Consider the following 17,756-nt stretch of genomic DNA (forward strand, 5'->3'; position numbering starts at 1 on the left):
GCGAGCTGCAAAGGCACGAACTCGCCGGCGCCCGCCAGCGCCGGGGCGACAGCCCCGCGCGCGTCTCGGCGCCACGTGTGAATCATGTTGGCATTAAGGCCATGGGCCAGCGCCACCTTGGCTATCGAGGCGCCGGGCTGGCTGCATTCGGCCAGCACTTTCGCCTTGAACTCCGGGGCATACGCGCGCACTCGGGTGCGCTTGGTGGGTTCGCTCGTGTCCATTCCAATCCTCTCGTGGACACGATGCTCGCCGCAGCGGGCTAAGTCGGCAAGGATGGGTTCGCCGGACGCTTACACTCCGGCGGTGCTTTGCTCACCTGCCATTGCCGAGGAGGAGGGCAGACTCTCGCGATGCAGTGGCAAACTAGGATCCCACACCTCGCGACCGGAACTTTTGCAAAGAAGGAAGAATGGCGGTTCGCTACTTTTGGGTGGCGACTGGCGGCACTCGACCCCCACAAGGTGTTTAGGCGGAAGAGGACGATCCCCGGATTGTGAATCCTTCGGTCACGGGAAGCGTCAGATTCCGAAGTCCCGGCTTGCGCGGGCGGATGCCGCGCGGCCTCCCTCCGACAGAACATACGAGTCAAACTTTTCGGGGTCTACAAACCAACGCCCGCTGATCATCAACAATGCCCCTATCTCGATGAGCGCCTCCTTGTGTTGCCGCAAGAACCAGGCCATTGATGTTTTAGACGGGAATAGGTGCACCCGCTCAGCCCCATACTCTTGTAGAGCCTTAAGTCGAAGCAATTCGTCCCTCATACGAGATAGGGTCAATGCGGGGAGACCTGCCTAAGCCTGCTCGTGCAGCCCCAATGGTCATTCGGTGCTCCTCGCGAGTAAACGTTTGGCGCGCGGCTTGTAATCGGTGGGTTCTAAGTTGGGTAAGTAGCGAACATCCCGCGAAGCCTCTCCACTCCTGGCGTTTGGTGGACTCCGTTTCCGCCAGATCATATCCTCCAAAAATGCCGGAAGGGTATTTCCATCGCGGCTTCTTCATTGGGAAAATCGGGGTAAAACCTAAGGCGCCGCCCCCGCCGAAAACGCCGCAACTTCCCCCGGCCTACGCAGCATTTTGTCGACGTCGGCCGCATGCAGTTCTTCCGCATAAATCATCTGCCGGGCGAACTCTTCAAGCGCAACAGAGCGGCCTTCCACACACGTCAGCAGCTCGCGATACAGCGCCAGCGCGGCAGCTTCCGCATCGGCCGATTCCCGCAACATGGCCGCTATGTCGTGCTTGTGCGAGTCAAGCAACGGGCCTATGGCCAGCGAAGGGTAGGCGCCGAGTGTGGTGATCCACTCGCCAACCTGCTGGGCGTGCAGCAGTGATTCGGTGGCCTGGTCACGCAGCCAGGACACGATCGGTATGCGGGCGAAGCCGAACACCAGAAGTGAGTAATGCGTGTATCGCACGACACCGGCCAGCTCGGCTTCGAGCAAACGATTCAGCACGCCGACGACCTGTTTCTGATCAATCTGTTGCATCGCAGGGCTCCTTGAGGCAGCGGGCCAGTTTACGCCTTTGACGCTGCGCTCCAACTCAGCAATGCTCCCGATAAACGGCTCTTAGCAAGTGACCGCTTTCGATTTACCGTATCGGCCAGGAGGAAACAAGATGAATGAACTCCCGACCAGAAGGCGGCTGTTGCACATCGCGGCGGCGGCGCCTCTTTTCCCGGGTACCTGGTTTTCGCTTCTCGCACCGAAGCGTGCCGCGGCCGCCGCCGCCAAGCCCCGGTCTCGCGTCAGGCCGGGCGATCCGGCATGGCCGTCCGAGGAGCGCTGGAGGAGCCTGGGCCAGGAAGTCCAAGTGGCGCTGATCAAAGTACAGTCGCCGCTGGCAGGCTGCCTGGCTGCGCCTGCGGGGCCCGCCTGCGCGCAGATGTTCAAGATGGCGAGCAATCCGTACTTTCTCGGTGATGAAGTCGGCCTCACGCAAACGCTCGCCTGGGTGGATGCCTGGACATCCAGGCCCAGCACGTATGCGGTGGCCGCCCGCACCACGAAAGATGTCGCCGCCGCCGTCAACTTCGCCCGGCAACACAACCTGCGCCTCGTCGTCAAAGGAGGCGGCCACAGCTATCAAGGCACGTCCAACGCGCCGGATTCGCTCTTGATCTGGACGCGAAAGATGAACGAGGTCACGCTGCACGACGCGTTCGTGGGCACGGGCTGCGAAGGGCGCGCGGCGCCGGTGCGGGCGGCCACGATCGGGGCCGGCGCTGTCTGGGCCCAGGCCTACGACGCCGTGTCGACTCGCTGGGGTGGGTATGTCCAGGGCGGCGGATGTATGACGGTCGGCGTCGCGGGCCTGGTTCAGAGCGGGGGCTTCGGCAGTTTCTCCAAGGCCTACGGCCTGGCCGCGGGCAGCCTGCTCCAGGCCGAGGTGGTCACCGCGGACGGGGTCGTGCGAATCGCCAACGCTTGCACGAACCCGGACCTGTTCTGGGGCCTCAAGGGCGGAGGCGGCGGCAGCCTGGCTGTCGTCACCCGGTTGACGCTGCGGGTCCACCCGCTGCCGGAGCAATTCGGTGCGGTCGACATGACGATCAAGGCCACTTCGGCGCCCGCGTTCCGCAAGCTGGTGGGCCTGATCATTGACTTCTGTAGCCAGAGCTTGCTCAACCCGAATTGGGGCGAACAGATCCGCTTTCGCCCGGAGAATGTTCTCAAGATTTCAATGGTGTTCCAGGGGCTCGACCGAAGCCGCGCCCGGGCGGTCTGGCAGCCGTTCCTGGACTCGCTCGCCACTGCGCCGGAAGACTTCAAGGTTGAACTCGGACTGTTCGGCATCGTGTCGACCTCGGCCCGAGACTTCTGGGCACCCACGCTGTTCAAGAAGCTTCTGGGCTTCATCAGTACCGATGACCGGCCAGGCGCGCCGCCGGGCAATGTGTTCTGGCCTGGCGACCAGGGGCAGGCGGGCCAGGTCCTGCATGGCTACCAGTCGGCGTGGCTGCCGGTGGCTCTTGTGCAGGACGCGCAGCGGCGGCAAGCCTTCTGCGATGCCCTCTTTGCCGCTACACGGCATTGGGGCGTGTCCTTGCACCTGAACAAAGGCCTTGCAGGCGCCCCCGCGGATGCAGTGGCTGCCGCCAAGGACACGGCCATGAACCCGGCGGTGCTCGATGCGTTCGCGCTGGCGATCTGCGGCGCGCAGGAGCCGCCTGCCTATCCGGGCGTTGCGGGCCACGAACCCAACGCGGCGTTGGCTCGCGGGCGTGTACTGGCGATACAACGCGCCATGGATGAACTGCGCAAGGTGGTTCCCAACGCCGGTTCTTATCTGGCCGAGAGCAATTTTTTTGAGCCGAACTGGCAGCAGTCTTTTTGGGGGCCGAACTATTCGAGATTGCTCGCGGTCAAGGCCCGCTACGATCCCGACGGCCTTTTCTTTGTGCACCATGGCGTGGGCAGCGAACGCTGGAGCGCTGATGGCTTCACACAACTCGCGCCGCCCTGATCAGCAAAAAACGGCATTGTCGGCTTGGGCGAATTTGCAAGGACCGGAATAATGATCCGGGCCAACAAATTCAACCAAGGAGAGGCAGATGAGCGAACTGAATCGGGCGCGCGCCATCCAGTGGATGGAAGACAACTGGAACAATCGCCGTGAAGAAGTCATCAACGAACTGATGCATCCAGCGTGCGTCGGCCGCATTGAAGGTGGGGAGATCAAGGGCCGCGAGGAGTGGCGCCAGGTTCGCAAGGAATTGCTGACCGCGTTCCCGGACCTCAAGATGGAGGTCGAGCAGTCGGTCGTCGAAGGCGACACCGTCGTCCTGCGATGGCGCGTGAACGGGACGCACGACGGCGACGCGATGGGACTCAAGCGCTCCGGCCGCAAGTTCGAGGCCGTCGGGTCAACCTGGATGAAGTTCGCCGACGGAAAGATGGTGTGGGGCTGCGACACCTGGAACCAAGGCGCCTTGATGACGAGCCTGGTTGCGTAGCAGGCTGTCCGTCACAACTCCTTGGCCGGGCCAACGAGCGAACAGATCCGCAGTTTTGCCTGTTCGCCCCCGCCGGGTCATCCCGAAAATAATACTGGTTTGGATATAATTCATTCATGCCGAAGCCGAAAGCTGCGATCCAAAAAACAGTTGCAAAACCAGCTGTCGCGAGGGCGGCGCAACGTTTCGCCAGCGTATTCGATGCACTGGCGGACACGCCACAAGAGGCGGCAAATATGCGCGCCCGCGCCCAGCTCGTTCGTCAGGTTACCGCTGCAATCAAGGAAAAAGGTTGGACTCAAGCAGTGGCTGCGGAGCATTGTGGAGTTACCCAGCCTCGGATCAATGACCTGATCAACGGTCGTATCTCTAAATTTTCCTTGGACGCTCTCTTCAACATCGCATCAGCAATTGGTGAAGTCAATGTTGAGTTGGAGCTTGAGCACGCCTGAGGGGCTCTAGCTGTTGAAACATCTGAGCGAGCGGCAACGCCGGACCATCCTGGGCGACAGCTTGGCGGCGCGCAGTTCCGCTGACTAGATCGACGCGCTGGCGCAAGCCCCGCGCTCTTGTACGGCAGTGCACAGTACTTCTTGCAGTTTCAAGCAACTTGAAATCTGTGTAACGACAATCTCTGCAGTAGTCGAGTTGCATGCGCGGACGGCCCGGGGCGGCCGACACTCTCGTCCCACCCGGCGACCGCACTTCTTTGCCCGGCGCCGGACCGGACTCGTCGCATTACAGTTCCTAACGCTGCTGAACCAGCCTGCCGCGATGTACTACAGCCTCAAGCTGTACTGCCTGCGACACGGTACCGGCTGACGAGCCGGGGAAGGAAGGAAGTTTGTACTGCCCCCGCGCTACTTTTGTCGCGATTAGGAGTTCACATGCGCAGCTTAAGGATTGAAGAACTGGAACTGGTTGCTGGCGGCGTCCCAGGCGAGGGGGGCGAACACTCACAATCAACGAAGAACAACGGCCTGGGGAATCTCGATCAAGGAGCTCCCGGCGGCTCCTTCCCCAACAACGGAGCCGAGAACAACGTCAACGGAGCCTCGACTGGAAACCCGCCCGGTAGCGGCAACTTCCCCGTGGTCCCCAACCTCTGAGCCCTCGTACTCAAGGGCACGCTCGGTGTTGTCTTCATCGGGTGTGAGCGGTGCGGGTTCCGTGAGTTACCGGGCCCGCACATCAACCTCAACTTGACGTCAAGCTCGAATGGCAGATCAAGCACATCTTCCCGCTGCACCGAGTGTGGCCGACGGCCAGGTCGACCGTTGGGTGCCGGCTGTCGCCGCGCGCACCGACGTCGAGCCCGGGAGCGCGGACTTGCGCCTGTTCCGCTCGGAGGTGCTGGAGGCGCGGCAGACGCAATGGCTCGGCACCGTGATGCTGGCGCCGCGGGCTTCATTCCGGCTGTTCACGCTCTTCGGTCTGGTCGCCGCCGCGGCGATCATCGCGCTGCTGTGCTTCGGCGAGTTCACGCGCACGGCGCGCGTCAATGGCTGGCTCCTGCCACAGGAGGGCGTGGTCCGCGTGCAGGCCCCGCGCCCAGGCATCGTCGGAAGTCTCGACGTCAAAGAGGGCGCCCAGGTGCACAAGGGCGATCGCCTGTTGACGCTCTCCGACGAACTGCAAAGCGCGCGCCTCGGACCCACGCAAGCCCAGATCACGCAGCGGCTCAGCGAGCGACGCGCCAGCATGACTGACGAGCGCAGCCAGCAACAGCGCCTGCTCGCCCAGCAGGATCGCGCGCTGGCCAATCGTGTGGCTGCCCTGCGCTCCGAAGAGGAACAGATCGAGCGCGAGATCGGCCTGCTTCGCCAGCGGGTCGAGATCGCCGTCCGCGCCGCCGCGCTGCACGCCCAGCTGCACGCCGATGGCTACCTATCCGAAATGCGCCTGCAGCAGGCGCAGTCCGAGCTGCTCGAACAGCGGGCACGGCTCGCCGCGGCCGGGCGCAGCCGGCTCAGCGCGGCGCGCGAGCGCATGAACATCGAAGCCGAGCGCGCCGACCTGCCGCTGAAGCTGGGACGCGACACAGCGCTCCTCGATCGCGGCATCGCGGAACTCGAGCAGCAACGCGCCGAGGCCGAAGCGCGGCGCGAGATCGTCGTCGTCGCACCCCACGACGGCACGGTGACTGCGATCCATGCCGTACCGGGCGCAAAAGCCGATGCGGGCACACCGCTGTTGACCATCGTGCCCCCGAACACCCGACTCGAGGCGCACCTTTACGCCCCGAGTCGTGCCATCGGCTTCGTGCGCGCCGGGCAGCGAGTGCAGCTGCGTTACCAGGCCTTCCCGTACCAGCGCTTCGGTCACTACGAAGGCGTGGTTGCGGCGGTCTCGCGGGCCGCGTTGAGCCCGGCTGAACTGCCGGCGCAGTTGGCCGGGCTCACGAGCGTGACCGGAGGCGCGGCCGGTGCCGCGGCAGAGCCGATTTATCGCATCACGGTGAGCCTCGCCAGCCAGACCGTCACGGCCTACGGCGCGAAGACGCCGCTGCAGCCGGGAATGACGCTGGAGGCCGACGTGGCGCTCGAGCGGCGGCGCCTGTTCGAGTGGATGCTCGATCCCTTGTACGCCGTGACGGGCGCGCAGCGCGGATGAACCCACTCGACAAACTCGCGACCAGCTGGGGGTCCCGGCTGCCGATGGTCATGCAGACCGAGGCTGCCGAATGCGGCCTTGCATGCCTGGCGATGATCGTCGGCTACCACGGCCAGCCCTGCGAGATCACCGAGCTGAGGCGGCAGCTGTCGGTCTCGATGAAGGGCACCAGCCTGAAGCACCTGGTTGGCATGGCCGAGCGGCTCGGGTTCGCCGCGCGCCCGGTGCGCCTGGAGCTGGATGAACTGCGCCAGTTGAGCACGCCGTGCATCCTGCATTGGGATCTGCACCACTTCGTCGTGCTCGCCAAGGTCACGGACGACGCGATCGTGATTCACGACCCTGCGGTCGGGGTGCGCCGCCTGCCGCTGGGCGCGGTGTCGAGGCATTTCACGGGCGTCGCGCTCGAGTTGACGCCGGTGGGCGAACTGGCGCCAGCCAAGGAGCCGGCGCGCGTTCGCCTGCGCTCGCTGGTGGGCCACGTGGTCGGGCTGCGGCGCTCGCTCGGACAGTTGTTTGCTCTCGCCCTGGCGATCGAGGTGTTCGCGGTCATGAGCCCGCTGTTCATGCAGTGGGTGGTAGACCATGCCCTGGTCAGCGCCGACCGCGATCTGCTGCTCGTGCTGGCGCTCGGCTTCGGCATGCTGCTGCTGTTGCGAACGACGGTCTCCGCCATGCGCGGCTGGATCGTGATCGTTCTTGGCGCCTCGGTGAAGGTGCAGGGCCGAACCAACATCTTCAGCCACATGATCAACCTCCCATCGTCGTACTTCGAGGCGCGTCACCTCGGTGATGTGGTGTCGCGCTTCTGCTCGCAGGACACCATCCTGCAGGCGATCACCACCGACGTCGTCGAGGCGGTTCTCGACGGTCTGCTCGTGAGCGTGACGCTGGTGATCATGTTCGTGTTCGCGCCGACCCTGACCTTCGTCGCCATCGCCGGCGCGCTCCTGTACGGCCTGCTGCGCTGGGTGTCCTACACGCCGTTGCGCCATGCCTCGTCCGAGGCGATCGTCTGGGGCGCGCGGCGCGACAGCCATGTGCTCGAGACGCTGCGCGGGGTCAAGACGATCAAGCTGTTCAATGGGCAGGACAGCCGGCGCGCCCACTGGATGAACCTGCTCATCGAAGCGACGAATCGCCAGTTGACAACGCAGAAGCTGCAGTTGCTGGTTCGCACTGCCAACGGGCTGCTGATCGGCATGCTCGCCATCGTGGTGGTGTGGCTGGGGGCGAATCTGGTGCTCGAGAAACAGATGTCGATCGGCATGCTGCTCGCTTTCATTGCCTACAAGGACCAGTTCTTCAGCCGCGTCAGCAACCTGATCGACCGCGCTGTCGATCTGACGATGCTGCGGTTGCACGCCGAGCGGCTGGCGGACATCGCGCTCACGAAGCCCGAGCCGCGCGGCGCCGCCGCCGACGCCTCCGAGACCGCGCGGCCGGTGGCGATCGAGGTGCGCAACCTGCGCTTTCGCTACAGCGAGACCGACCCCTGGGTGCTCGATCGCGTGAGTTTCAGGATCGAGCCCGGCGAGACGGTGGCGATCGTTGGCGCATCCGGATGCGGCAAGACGACGCTGCTCAAGATCCTGACGAGCCTGTTGACGCCCACCGAAGGCGAATTGCTGGTCGACGGTCAGTCGCTGGCGAGTCTGGGCGCGACGCGCTGGCGCTCGATGATCGGCGTGGTCATGCAAGACGATCAACTGTTCGCTGGATCGGTGGCCGACAACATTTGCTTTTTCGCCGACCAACCCGACAAGCGCAGCATCGAAGACTGCGCGCGCCTGGCCGCTTTGCACGACGAGATCGCCGCCATGCCGATGGGCTACCACACGCTGATCGGCGACATGGGAACCGTGCTGTCGGGTGGCCAGAAGCAGCGCGTGCTGATCGCGCGCGCACTGTATCGCCAGCCCGGTGTGCTGCTGCTCGACGAGGCGACGAGCGACCTCGACGTCACCAACGAAAAGCTGGTCAACGCGGCGATCCGCGCCACGCGGGTGACGCGCGTCATCGTCGCGCACCGGCCCGAGACGATCCGCTCGGCCGATCGCGTGATCAACCTCGACGAGATCGGCGGCCATGGTGTGGCGAACCTGTCCGTGCTGCAGGGCGCCGGCCGGGCCGCCGTCGGACACACCGGACCCGCGGTGCAGATCGGGGCGGCATGAGCGCTGCACAACCATTTTCGACGCCTGGCCGCTTGACCGACGACGCTGTCGCACGCTGGAGCGCCTGGGACCGCTTCGTCGCGGCAACGCCCGATGCGGGATTCATGCAGTCATCGCCGTGGGCGCAGTTTCGGGCGCGCGCCGGATACGAGCACTTCGCCGTCACGCTGAAGGACGGCGACGCGATTGTCGGTGGTGCGCTCGTTGGCAAGTGGACCTACGAGCCGGGGCACTGCTTTTATTACGTGCAGGAAGGGCCGGTGCTGCCCGCCGATGAGGCCGACGCGGCCGAAGTGTTCGACGCCGTGCTCGCCAGCATCGAACGCCATCGCAAGGCCGAGGATGCGACGGTCAGCCACCTGCGGATCGAGCCGCGCTGGCAGCACTTGCCGGACTTCGTGCGTGGCTTTCGGCCGGCGGCGCTTTCAGAGCGCTACTCCGAGCCACGCGATACGCTGTGCATAGACCTGCGCCCCAGCGAAGAAGAGATCCTCGCGCAGATGAAGCCCAAGGGCCGCTACAACGTTCGCGTTGCGCGCAAGCACGGCGTCACGATCGTCAGGGACAACTCGTATCAGGGCTTGATCGACTTCATGCGTATTCAACGCTGCACGCTTGTTCGCAAGGGCATGAAGCCGATGACGCCGGTCTACTTCCGCGCAATGCTCACCGAGCTTCTTCCGCGGGGCCAGGCCTCGCTGTTCTTTGCCGAGCACCGCGGGCGGCGACTCGCCACCGCGCTCGTCGTCACCTTCGGCCGGCGCGCAACCTACCTCTACGGCGGCTCGCTCCTGGCGCAGCGGCGCGTGATGGCGCCGTCCCTGCTTCATTTTGAAATCATGCGCAGGGCCAAGGCGTCGGGCTGCGAGTGGTACGACTTGTGGGGCGTCGCGCCATTCGACCAGCCGGACCATGCCTGGCAGCAGATCAGTGAATTCAAGCGCAAGTTGGGCGGCGTCGAGGTCCAGCTCGTGCCGACGCTCGACTACGTCTACGACGCCGCCGCCTACGACCAGTACCGGATTGCCGAAAGCGGCAGGGCGACGTCTCCGCGGACCATGGAGCGGCCGCCGGCGTCCGCACCACCGAGTGATACGAGCGATACGAACCGCGCCCTGGCGAGCGTCAGGCTGTTCGATCCGGCTGTGCCGCGCCGCGAGTTCAACGCGCTGCGGCGTGCCTTTCCGGAAAGCCATTTCCGGCGCCTGCTGCAGGAGGGGTTTCGCTTCTACCAGACGGCTTTCTGGTACCCGCTCGATCGCGGGCCGGAGAACGTTTTCGAATCGATCATCAACAGCCTGCGGCCGCTGGCACAGCCGTCTGCGAGCGTGATCGGCGTCGAGTGGTGGTTCAGCGTAACGCTGACGAACTCGACGCCGCAGTGGTTGCTGCCGTGCCACTTCGACCGCAACGACCTCGATGAACAGGACTTGCAGAAGATCAGGCACCCTGAAACGGCGAGCGTGCTGTTTCTCACCTCGCCACCCTACGGCGAGCTGGTGGTGACCGATCAGGTGCTCACCGACAAGGGGGCACACCCGCAGCAGCCGAAGGACATGCGTTTCGTCAGCCCGAAAGCAAACCGGTACGCCACCTTCCCCGGCCACCTGTACCACGGCGTCATTGGGCGCATGTGGCGCCCGGTGAAGGATACGAAGCTGCGCGTCGCGATGGCCGTGAACTGGTGGACCCAGAAACCGGAAGCCGCTTACCTCAACGACTCACGCGCATGCATGGCCGCGTTGCAACTCACAACTCCTTCGCCGCCTTCTGGATGCACTCCACCAACTGCTGCGTGGGCATAGCCCGCTGGAGCGCCTAAAGGTCTACAGCAGTTGCCTGCGGTCGTTTCGCCGGCTTCGCGCCCGGCGCTGCGTCGCCGGCATCCAGCAGTTTCTGGTAGTTCTTGCGAAGGATGACGCCGGCGTAGTACACATGCTCGCGCATCAGTTGCTCTGCCCGTGCACTGTCACGGGCGACAACGGATTCGACGATTCGGTGGTGGTCGCCGTGAGAGCGCAGGATGACCGCGTGGTCGTCCCACAGGATGATCCGGTCGGAGGCGAACGGAATGTTCTGCGCCTGCACCGCAAAACGCGTGACCCACGGGTTACCGGAGGCCTCCAGCAAGGTGTCGTGGATCGTGACGTTCATCTGCTGGTAGGGCTCGTGGTCCTCGGGACGTAGCTCGCCGCCGCCCAGGATGCGGTCGCCTTCCGCCAAGCTCGCCTTCAGCCGCATGGTCTGCGCTTCGGTGAGGCCGTGCACCGCGGCACTGCGGCACGCCAGCCCTTCCAGCACCGAGCGCACCTCGTACGCGGCGACTATCTCCTCCATGTCGAAGGCGCGAACCAGGTAGCCGCGCTTGGGCTGGTGATCGATCAGGCCCTCGCTTGCCAAAGTGCCGAGGGCAGCGCGGATGGGCGTGCGCGACACGCCCAGTTGCTCCGCCAGGGGGATTTCCTCGAGCCGCATACCGGGCCGCATCCGGCCATGGAGGATCCAGTCGCGAAGCGTGTCGGTGACGTTCTGGGCTAGTGTTTGCATAGACGTCGATTGTGTTCGTCGGCCTCAAGTATACATAGAAGGGTGGATTATTGGATTTATAGGGTAAATACGGATGTATTTGGCCTGTCATGTATACATAATCCATCTCCACGCAGTGGCTGGCCTGTTGTCAGCGCGATCCGAGGAGACCTCCAGACATGACGTCCAGCACCCCCGAACAGCCTCTTGGCGGCTGGCTTGGCTTGAACGACCGCACTTGTGTCATTACCGGCGCTGGCGGCGACATCGGTGCCGAGATCGCGCGTCAATTGGTCGACGCCGGGGCTCGGGTGGCCCTCCTGGATCGAAACGAGGAAAGGCTGGCCACGGTACTGGCCGGTTTGCAGGACACCTCAGACAAGGCGATGGCTGTCCCTTGCGACGTGACCAGTGCAGCCAGCGTACAAGCGGCGGCCGACAAGGTGCAGGCCGCCTGGGGTGGCACGGCCCTGCTGGTCAACAACGCCGCGTCCCTTTACGCGGATGCCGTGATGGACATCGCCCTGGACAAGTGGAACCAGCTGCTGGCCGTGAACTTGTCCGGGTACTTGACGTGCGCGCAGGTCTTCGGGCGCCAGATGATCGCGCGGGGCGGAGGCGCCATGGTGCATATCGCCTCCATCTCCGGGAGCGTTCCGCAGCCTTACAGCGGCGCGTACAGCGTGAGCAAGGCAGGGGTGAAGATGCTGTCGCAGCTGTTGGCGGTCGAACTGGGCGAGCAGGGTGTCCGCAGCAACGTGGTCAGCCCCGCGATGATCCGCACGCAGATGAGCGAGGTCATCTACAAAGATCCCGCGGTGCGGCTGCGGCGCGAGCAGATCGTTCCGGCCGGCCGCATCAGCACGCCGGCCGACATTGCCTCAGCCGTGCTGTTCCTGGCCAGCGACCGCGCCAGCTACATCAGTGGCCAGGAAATCCTGGTTGACGGCGGACTCACGCAGGCCTGGCTGAGCCTCATTCCCCGCCCCGGCTTCCAGAAGGAAGACGCCGCGGCTTCCGTCGCCTGATGGCGATTCATCGACCTACCCATCCCTTCCGTCCACCGAAACCCAAAAGGAGACATCCTTGAAGCTGACCAAGTCATTCATCGCGGCCGTCGCGACCAGTGCCGCTACCCTCTGCGCTTGGGCGCAAACCGATCCCGGACTCACCGACAAGACGATCAAGATCGGCATGTTCGGCCCCTTGTCGGGCAATTCAATGGCCTACGGCTTCGACGTCATCAATGCCGCGAAGATGTATTACGACAAGGTCAACAAGGAGGGCGGGGTCCACGGCCGCAAGATCGAACTGGTCGTCGAGGACGATCGCTGCAACGCTAACGACCTGCTGGCCGCGGTGAAGAAGCTGACCGAGCAGGACAAGGTCTTCCTGCTGAACGGCGGATCCTGCTCCGGTCCTGTCGTCGGCGCGCGCGAGTACGTCGAGCGGGCGCAGATTCCCCTGGTGATGCTCAACGCCTCCGGCGACGGCGCGCTCTACCCGCCGTCCAAATATATCTACGGCGCCTTCTCGATCTCCCAGCGCGCGGTGGGTGGCTCGATGGTCCAGTTCGCGGCCGAGCACCTGAAGGCCAAGAAGATCGGCTACATCAACCATGACGATGCCTACGGCGGCTGGAATCTCGAGGCTGCTGAATTCCAGGCCAAGAAGCTCGGCGCCAAACTGGAACTCCAGTCGATCAACCCCAACATCACGGACGTCACGGCGCCGATGCTCAAGATTCGCGCGGCCAACCCGGACGTGCTGGTCATCACGACCTACGCCCGGCCGGTGAGCCTGCTGGTGAAGAAGGCCCACGAACTGGGCTGGAACAAGCCCATCGTCATTGCCGTCAACGGCACGGCGGACCTCAAGCAGCTGGTGGAAAACGTCGGCAACAAGGAGGCCTTCAAGAACGTCTACCTGCAGGAAGTGATGCTGGACGTGGCCGGCGGCTCCAAGCTGCAGTGGGTGTACGACATGTACAAGGCCTACTATCCGGACCTGGCCGCCAAGCCCGGCCATCCGCAGACCTACATGCCGTACGGTATCCCGTCGGCGATGGCGGTGGTCAACGCCCTCAAGGCCGCCGGCCCGCAGCCCACGCGCGAGAAATTCCTCGGCGCCATGGCCCAGACCAAGTTCGATTCGAAGGTCATGGCCGGTCCGATCGAGCTGACGGCAACCGACCACGCCGGCCAGAAGTCGGCCATCTACCTCAAGTTCGACGGCGACAACAAGACGCCCGTGCCGGGCTCGTATCGCAGCGCCTGGACCTACCAGCCCAAATAACCAGCCTCGGAGGCGGCGCGTCGGCCTCGTACGGTTCGACGCCCGCTCATGATCATGACCTTTAGTGACGCTTGGTTGTTCCTGCAGCAGGGCTTGCTGTCCGGCCTGGTGACGGGCAGTGTGTATGCCTTGCTTGCGCTGGCCATCGTGGCAGTGTTCAAGACCACCGACGTGCCCAACTTCGCCCAGGGCGAGATGTTCATGATCGCCGGCTACATCGCCTTGAGTTTGCTGCTGATGGGCAAGCTGCCCTATGCGATCGTCATCCCGCTGACGCTGGCGGCGATGGCGATCGGCGGGGCGCTGTTCCAGCGGCTGGTGATGGAGCGCGTCACCGGATCGCGCGGCGTCGGCGTGCAGCTGGTGATCGCCACCCTCGGCCTCGCCTACGTCCTCAAGGGGCTGGTGCGGCAGACCGGGCTGGGCGACACGCCGCGCTCGTTGCCTGCACTGGTCTCAAGCGACCCAGTGTTGATAGGCGATGCGGCGCTGACCCGGCTGGACGTCGCCATCTTCGTGGTGGCCGTCGTGGTCATGGTGCTGATCTACCTCATGTTCACCCACACCCGCATTGGCAAGGCGATGCGCGCCGTCGGCATGAACCCGCGTGCGGCCCAGATCGTCGGCATCCGGCTGTCGCGCATCCGCATGCTGGTCTGGGCCATGGCTGGCCTGATCGGCGCGCTGGTGGCACTGCTGATCACACCGAAGGTGCTGATCACGCCGGACATCGCGCACATCGCCATCCTGGCATATGCGGCGGCCATCGTAGGCGGTTTCACGAGCTTGCCTGGCGCAGTGCTGGGCGGCCTGGTGATCGGAGTCGTCGAAAACCTGGTGGGGCTGTTCATCTCCACCAACGCGATCGTCGTCGCACCGTTCCTGGCCATTCTGGTAACCCTGATCGTGCGGCCGCAGGGCCTGCTCGGCGGCAAGACGCAGGTGAAGAAGGTATGAAAAAGTTCACCCCCGACCACGTGGCGCTGCTGGTCGCGCTGGCAATCCTTTGCGTGCTGCCGTTCACGGTCACCGGCTATGTGCTGTACGTGGTCAACCTGCTGATGGTGTTCGTGGTGCTTGCGCTGGGCATGCACGTGGTGATCGGCGAGGCAGGGCAGTTCGCGCTCTCGCACACCGCGTTCTATGGCATCGGCATCTACACCGCGGCCCTCATCAACACCACCTGGCACCCGCCGTTCGTGGTGTCCATCCTGGCCGGGGGCCTGCTCTCGGCGGTGCTGGGTTACGTGATCGGCTTCCTGGCGCTGCGCATGCGCGACATCTACCTGGCCCTGGCGACGTTCGCCTTCGGCGAGGCGATGCAGTGGGTTTTCCTGAACTGGGAACCGGTGACCGGCGGGTCCAACGGCATGCGCATGCAGCCGGCCGAGCTGTTCGGCCTCACGCTCACCAATGACCTTCAGGCGTACCCGTTCGTGGTCGGCCTGACGGCGGTGATGCTGTGGATCACGGTCATGATCTCGCGCTCGCAGTTCGGTTCCGCGCTGCGTGCAGTTCGCGAGAGCGACGTTGCGGCGATGGCCATGGGCATCAATGCCCGTGCAATGAAACAGTCTGCGTTCGCCATCTCGGCTGCCTTCGCCGGCATCGCCGGCGGCATGTACACGCTGTTCATCTCCTTCATCCACCCCGAGAGCCTGGGCTTTCAGACCACGATCCTGGTGCTGACCATGGTGGTGGTGGGCGGCATCGGCTCGGTGCGGGGCGCGGTGGCGGGGGCGATCACCTTCGGGATCATCTCGGAACTGCTGCGACAAGCCCTCTCGATCCAGGAAATAATTTACGGCGCCATTCTCATGGGATTCATGATGTTCAAGCCCCGCGGCCTGTTCGCCGACCGCAAGAGCCGCGTCGCGCGGGCGCCGGCCGCGGTCACTAGCGGGGGTGATGCCCAGGAGATCCGCGCATGAGCACCGTCCCCTTCCTCGACGTCCAGGGCATCACGGTGCGGTTCGGCGGGTTGACCGCCGTCAACAACCTGTCGTTCCAGGTGCAGAAAGGAACCGTGCATGCCTTGATCGGGCCGAACGGCGCCGGCAAGTCGACCACCTTCAACTGCATCTCGCGTTATTACCAGCCGAACGCCGGCCGCATCCTGGTGGACGGGCACGACGTGAGCCGGGCGCAGCCCCACCGCATGAGCGGCTTCGGTGTGGCGCGCACGTTCCAGAACCTGGAGCTGTTCGGCGAGCTGAGCGTCTATGAGAACGTGTTGCTCGGCTGCTACCGGCACAGTGCCAGTACCGTCGGGCGCCTGCTGCGGCGTCCGGACGGCGAGACGCGGGACCTGGTGGACAGCCTGATCGAGCGGGTGGGGCTCACCCATGACCGCAACACGACGGCCCGTGAGCTGGATTTCGGTCACCAGAAGCTGCTCGAACTCGCGCGGGCGCTGGCGCTCAAGCCGCGGCTGCTGCTGCTCGACGAACCGGCGGCCGGGCTGCGCAACCGGGACATCGAGAGCCTGGACCGGCTGCTGACGGAGCTGGCAACCCGTGAGGGCATTACCGTGCTGCTGGTCGAACACGTGATGCAACTGGTGATGTCGATCTCGGACCGCATCACCGTCATGTGCTTCGGCGAGAAGATCGCCGAAGGAACCCCGGCCGAGGTTGGCCAGGATGCGCGGGTGATCGAAGCCTACCTCGGCAAGGGAGCAGCCAATGAGTGACGTGATGCTGGAACTGCGCGGCGTCAGCGCCTCCTACGGCGCCATCCAGGCGCTGCAGAACGTGTCGCTGCAGGTGCCACGCGGGGCGATCGTCGCCCTGCTGGGGAGCAACGGCGCCGGCAAGAGTACGACCCTGAATGCCATCTCCCACTTGATCCAGCCGTCGCATGGCGAAATCCATTTCGACGGTGAGCCGATCCGCAAGGTCCCCTCCGAGGAGATCGTGCGGCGCGGGCTGGTCCAGGTGCCGGAAGGCCGCGAGGTGTTCAAGGACATGAGCGTGCGCGAGAACCTCGAGCTCGGGGCCTTTCTGCGCCGGGGCCGCAAGGACATCGCCGAAGACTTCGAGCGCGTCTACGCGATGTTCCCGCGCCTGAAAGAGCGCAGCGAGCAGCGCGCCTCCACGCTCTCCGGCGGCGAGCAGCAGATGCTGGCCATCGGCCGTGCGCTGATGGCGCGGCCGCGCATGATCCTCTTCGACGAGCCTTCGATGGGCCTGTCGCCGTTGTTGGTGGAGCAGATCTTCGAAGCCATCCAGCGCCTCAATCGCGAGCAGGGCCTCACCATCCTGCTGGTGGAGCAGGACGTGCGGCTTGCGCTGCGCGTCGCCAGCTACGCCTATATCCTCGAAAACGGAGAGATGAGCCTGCAGGGGCCCTCCGCCCAGCTGAAAAACGACCCGGCGGTGCGCCGGGCCTACCTCGGCGTCTGAACGGCGCCCGACCATGGAGATCATTTCGTGACCTTGCTGAAAGACAAGCTCGCCCTCATCACCGGAGGCGGCGGCGGCCTCGGAGCGGCCATGGCGCGCGGCTTCGTGCGCGAGGGAGCCCGCGTCATCGTGGCCGACGTGCAGGCGGACAAGGCGCAGGCGGTAGCCGATGCGATCCGGAGCGACGGCGGCGAAGCCTGGGCCGAGGTGCTGGACGTGACGGACCGCGGCGCCACGCAGCGCTTGGCAGAGTCGCTCACGCAGCGGCTCGGGGCCATCGACATCCTGGTCAACAACGCCGGCATCTCGGGCAAGGCCCGCATCGACGACCCGCACGCAGCCGAGGTATGGGACCGCCTGATCAACGTGAACCTGCAAGGTTTGTTCAACGTCACGCACGCGTTCGTGCCCGCGCTCAAGCAGTCCCGCGGCTGCATCATCAATCTGTCGTCCATCGTGGCGTTCGTCAGCGGCATCTCCTCGGCCGGCTATATCGCTTCCAAGGGAGCCGTGCGGTCCTTCACGCAGGCGCTGGCGCGCGACCTGGCTCCGTTCGGCGTGCGCGCCAACGCGGTGGCGCCGGGTCTGATGCTGACGGAAATGGTGGCTCCGCAACTGCAGGTGCCGGGCGGCACCGACTGGTACATGAAACGCGTGCCGATGGCGCGCGGCGGCGAGGTGGACGAGATCGTCGGCCCCGTGGTCTTCCTGGCCTCGTCGATGGCCAGCTATGTGAACGGCGTGGTGCTTCCGGTGGACGGCGGCTTCCTTTCGGCATGA

General features: G+C 64.8%; 17 protein-coding genes. 14 read left to right on the forward strand and 3 right to left on the reverse strand.

Translation table 11 applies throughout. From position 1 onward, the window contains the following. On the reverse strand, positions 1-224 hold a 224-nt coding region (gene tnpA / locus HNE04_RS17550), incomplete at its 3' end, for an IS66-like element accessory protein TnpA (protein WP_172221903.1). Positions 225-1,025: 801 nt separating this feature from the next. Continuing rightward, complete coding sequence (locus HNE04_RS17555) at positions 1,026-1,493, reverse strand: ferritin-like domain-containing protein (RefSeq protein WP_172221906.1); 468 nt, start codon at positions 1,491-1,493, stop codon at positions 1,026-1,028. A gap of 130 nt (positions 1,494-1,623) precedes the next feature. On the opposite strand from HNE04_RS17555, the gene HNE04_RS17560 reads away from it, so the two are divergent. The 7 genes from HNE04_RS17560 to HNE04_RS17590 all read left to right on the forward strand — a co-directional run bounded on the left by HNE04_RS17560 (position 1,624) and on the right by HNE04_RS17590 (position 10,556). Continuing rightward, entirely contained in the window at positions 1,624-3,471 is a 1,848-nt protein-coding gene (locus HNE04_RS17560; protein ID WP_172221909.1) for an FAD-dependent oxidoreductase, read from the forward strand. An 88-nt stretch (positions 3,472-3,559) separates the two neighbouring features. Beyond that, entirely contained in the window at positions 3,560-3,961 is a 402-nt protein-coding gene (locus HNE04_RS17565; RefSeq protein ID WP_172221912.1) for an ester cyclase, read from the forward strand. A 116-nt stretch (positions 3,962-4,077) separates the two neighbouring features. Further along, positions 4,078-4,413: a helix-turn-helix domain-containing protein gene (locus HNE04_RS17570; protein ID WP_172221915.1), complete on the forward strand. Its 336-nt coding sequence runs from the start codon at positions 4,078-4,080 to the stop codon at positions 4,411-4,413. Between the two features lie 435 nt (positions 4,414-4,848). Beyond that, a complete protein-coding gene (locus HNE04_RS17575; protein WP_172221918.1) occupies positions 4,849-5,070 on the forward strand; it encodes a hypothetical protein in 222 nt (73 codons plus the stop codon). Positions 5,071-5,179: 109 nt separating this feature from the next. Continuing rightward, positions 5,180-6,574 (forward strand): HlyD family secretion protein, encoded by a 1,395-nt coding sequence (locus HNE04_RS17580; protein WP_172221921.1) that lies wholly within the window; start codon positions 5,180-5,182, stop codon positions 6,572-6,574. Further along, positions 6,571-8,751 carry a peptidase domain-containing ABC transporter gene (locus HNE04_RS17585; protein ID WP_172221924.1) on the forward strand — a complete coding sequence of 727 codons (2,181 nt, stop codon included), beginning with the start codon at positions 6,571-6,573 and terminating at the stop codon, positions 8,749-8,751. Before HNE04_RS17580 ends, HNE04_RS17585 begins: the two co-directional genes overlap by 4 nt. Positions 8,752-8,783: 32 nt before the next feature. After that, positions 8,784-10,556, forward strand: a complete 1,773-nt coding sequence (locus tag HNE04_RS17590; protein WP_172221927.1) for a lipid II:glycine glycyltransferase FemX — start codon at positions 8,784-8,786, stop codon at positions 10,554-10,556. 13 nt (positions 10,557-10,569) lie between these two features. Here HNE04_RS17590 and HNE04_RS17595 read toward each other — a convergent pair whose 3' ends face one another. Next, positions 10,570-11,298, reverse strand: a complete 729-nt coding sequence (locus HNE04_RS17595; RefSeq protein WP_172221930.1) for a GntR family transcriptional regulator — start codon at positions 11,296-11,298, stop codon at positions 10,570-10,572. A 158-nt stretch (positions 11,299-11,456) separates the two neighbouring features. Here HNE04_RS17595 and HNE04_RS17600 point away from each other — a divergent pair, with 158 nt between their 5' ends. From HNE04_RS17600 to HNE04_RS17630, 7 genes are read left to right on the forward strand one after another with little or no spacing between them, the layout of a single operon-like run. Continuing rightward, positions 11,457-12,305 (forward strand): SDR family NAD(P)-dependent oxidoreductase, encoded by an 849-nt coding sequence (locus HNE04_RS17600; RefSeq protein ID WP_172221933.1) that lies wholly within the window; start codon positions 11,457-11,459, stop codon positions 12,303-12,305. 58 nt (positions 12,306-12,363) lie between these two features. Further along, a complete protein-coding gene (locus HNE04_RS17605) occupies positions 12,364-13,572 on the forward strand; it encodes an ABC transporter substrate-binding protein (protein ID WP_235965134.1) in 1,209 nt (402 codons plus the stop codon). A gap of 54 nt (positions 13,573-13,626) precedes the next feature. Then, entirely contained in the window at positions 13,627-14,529 is a 903-nt protein-coding gene (locus HNE04_RS17610) for a branched-chain amino acid ABC transporter permease (RefSeq protein ID WP_172221936.1), read from the forward strand. Beyond that, positions 14,526-15,503, forward strand: a complete 978-nt coding sequence (locus HNE04_RS17615) for a branched-chain amino acid ABC transporter permease (protein WP_172221939.1) — start codon at positions 14,526-14,528, stop codon at positions 15,501-15,503. Before HNE04_RS17610 ends, HNE04_RS17615 begins: the two co-directional genes overlap by 4 nt. Then, entirely contained in the window at positions 15,500-16,264 is a 765-nt protein-coding gene (locus HNE04_RS17620; protein ID WP_172221942.1) for an ABC transporter ATP-binding protein, read from the forward strand. The genes HNE04_RS17615 and HNE04_RS17620 overlap by 4 nt, the downstream gene beginning before the upstream one ends. Beyond that, positions 16,257-16,976 (forward strand): ABC transporter ATP-binding protein, encoded by a 720-nt coding sequence (locus tag HNE04_RS17625; protein ID WP_172221945.1) that lies wholly within the window; start codon positions 16,257-16,259, stop codon positions 16,974-16,976. Before HNE04_RS17620 ends, HNE04_RS17625 begins: the two co-directional genes overlap by 8 nt. 27 nt (positions 16,977-17,003) lie before the next feature. Further along, complete coding sequence (locus tag HNE04_RS17630; protein WP_172221948.1) at positions 17,004-17,756, forward strand: SDR family NAD(P)-dependent oxidoreductase; 753 nt, start codon at positions 17,004-17,006, stop codon at positions 17,754-17,756.

This window comes from Caenimonas soli (assembly GCF_013155545.1).
GTDB lineage: Bacteria > Pseudomonadota > Gammaproteobacteria > Burkholderiales > Burkholderiaceae_C > Ramlibacter > Ramlibacter soli.

Coding starts and splice junctions, on each gene's coding strand:
- HNE04_RS17555 (WP_172221906.1), bottom strand. CDS start 1,493: ATGCAACAGATTGATCAGAAACAGGTCGTCGGCGTGCTGAATCGTTTG.
- HNE04_RS17560 (WP_172221909.1), top strand. CDS start 1,624: ATGAATGAACTCCCGACCAGAAGGCGGCTGTTGCACATCGCGGCGGCG.
- HNE04_RS17565 (WP_172221912.1), top strand. CDS start 3,560: ATGAGCGAACTGAATCGGGCGCGCGCCATCCAGTGGATGGAAGACAAC.
- HNE04_RS17570 (WP_172221915.1), top strand. CDS start 4,078: ATGCCGAAGCCGAAAGCTGCGATCCAAAAAACAGTTGCAAAACCAGCT.
- HNE04_RS17575 (WP_172221918.1), top strand. CDS start 4,849: ATGCGCAGCTTAAGGATTGAAGAACTGGAACTGGTTGCTGGCGGCGTC.
- HNE04_RS17580 (WP_172221921.1), top strand. CDS start 5,180: ATGGCAGATCAAGCACATCTTCCCGCTGCACCGAGTGTGGCCGACGGC.
- HNE04_RS17585 (WP_172221924.1), top strand. CDS start 6,571: ATGAACCCACTCGACAAACTCGCGACCAGCTGGGGGTCCCGGCTGCCG.
- HNE04_RS17595 (WP_172221930.1), bottom strand. CDS start 11,298: ATGCAAACACTAGCCCAGAACGTCACCGACACGCTTCGCGACTGGATC.
- HNE04_RS17600 (WP_172221933.1), top strand. CDS start 11,457: ATGACGTCCAGCACCCCCGAACAGCCTCTTGGCGGCTGGCTTGGCTTG.
- HNE04_RS17610 (WP_172221936.1), top strand. CDS start 13,627: ATGACCTTTAGTGACGCTTGGTTGTTCCTGCAGCAGGGCTTGCTGTCC.
- HNE04_RS17615 (WP_172221939.1), top strand. CDS start 14,526: ATGAAAAAGTTCACCCCCGACCACGTGGCGCTGCTGGTCGCGCTGGCA.
- HNE04_RS17620 (WP_172221942.1), top strand. CDS start 15,500: ATGAGCACCGTCCCCTTCCTCGACGTCCAGGGCATCACGGTGCGGTTC.
- HNE04_RS17625 (WP_172221945.1), top strand. CDS start 16,257: ATGAGTGACGTGATGCTGGAACTGCGCGGCGTCAGCGCCTCCTACGGC.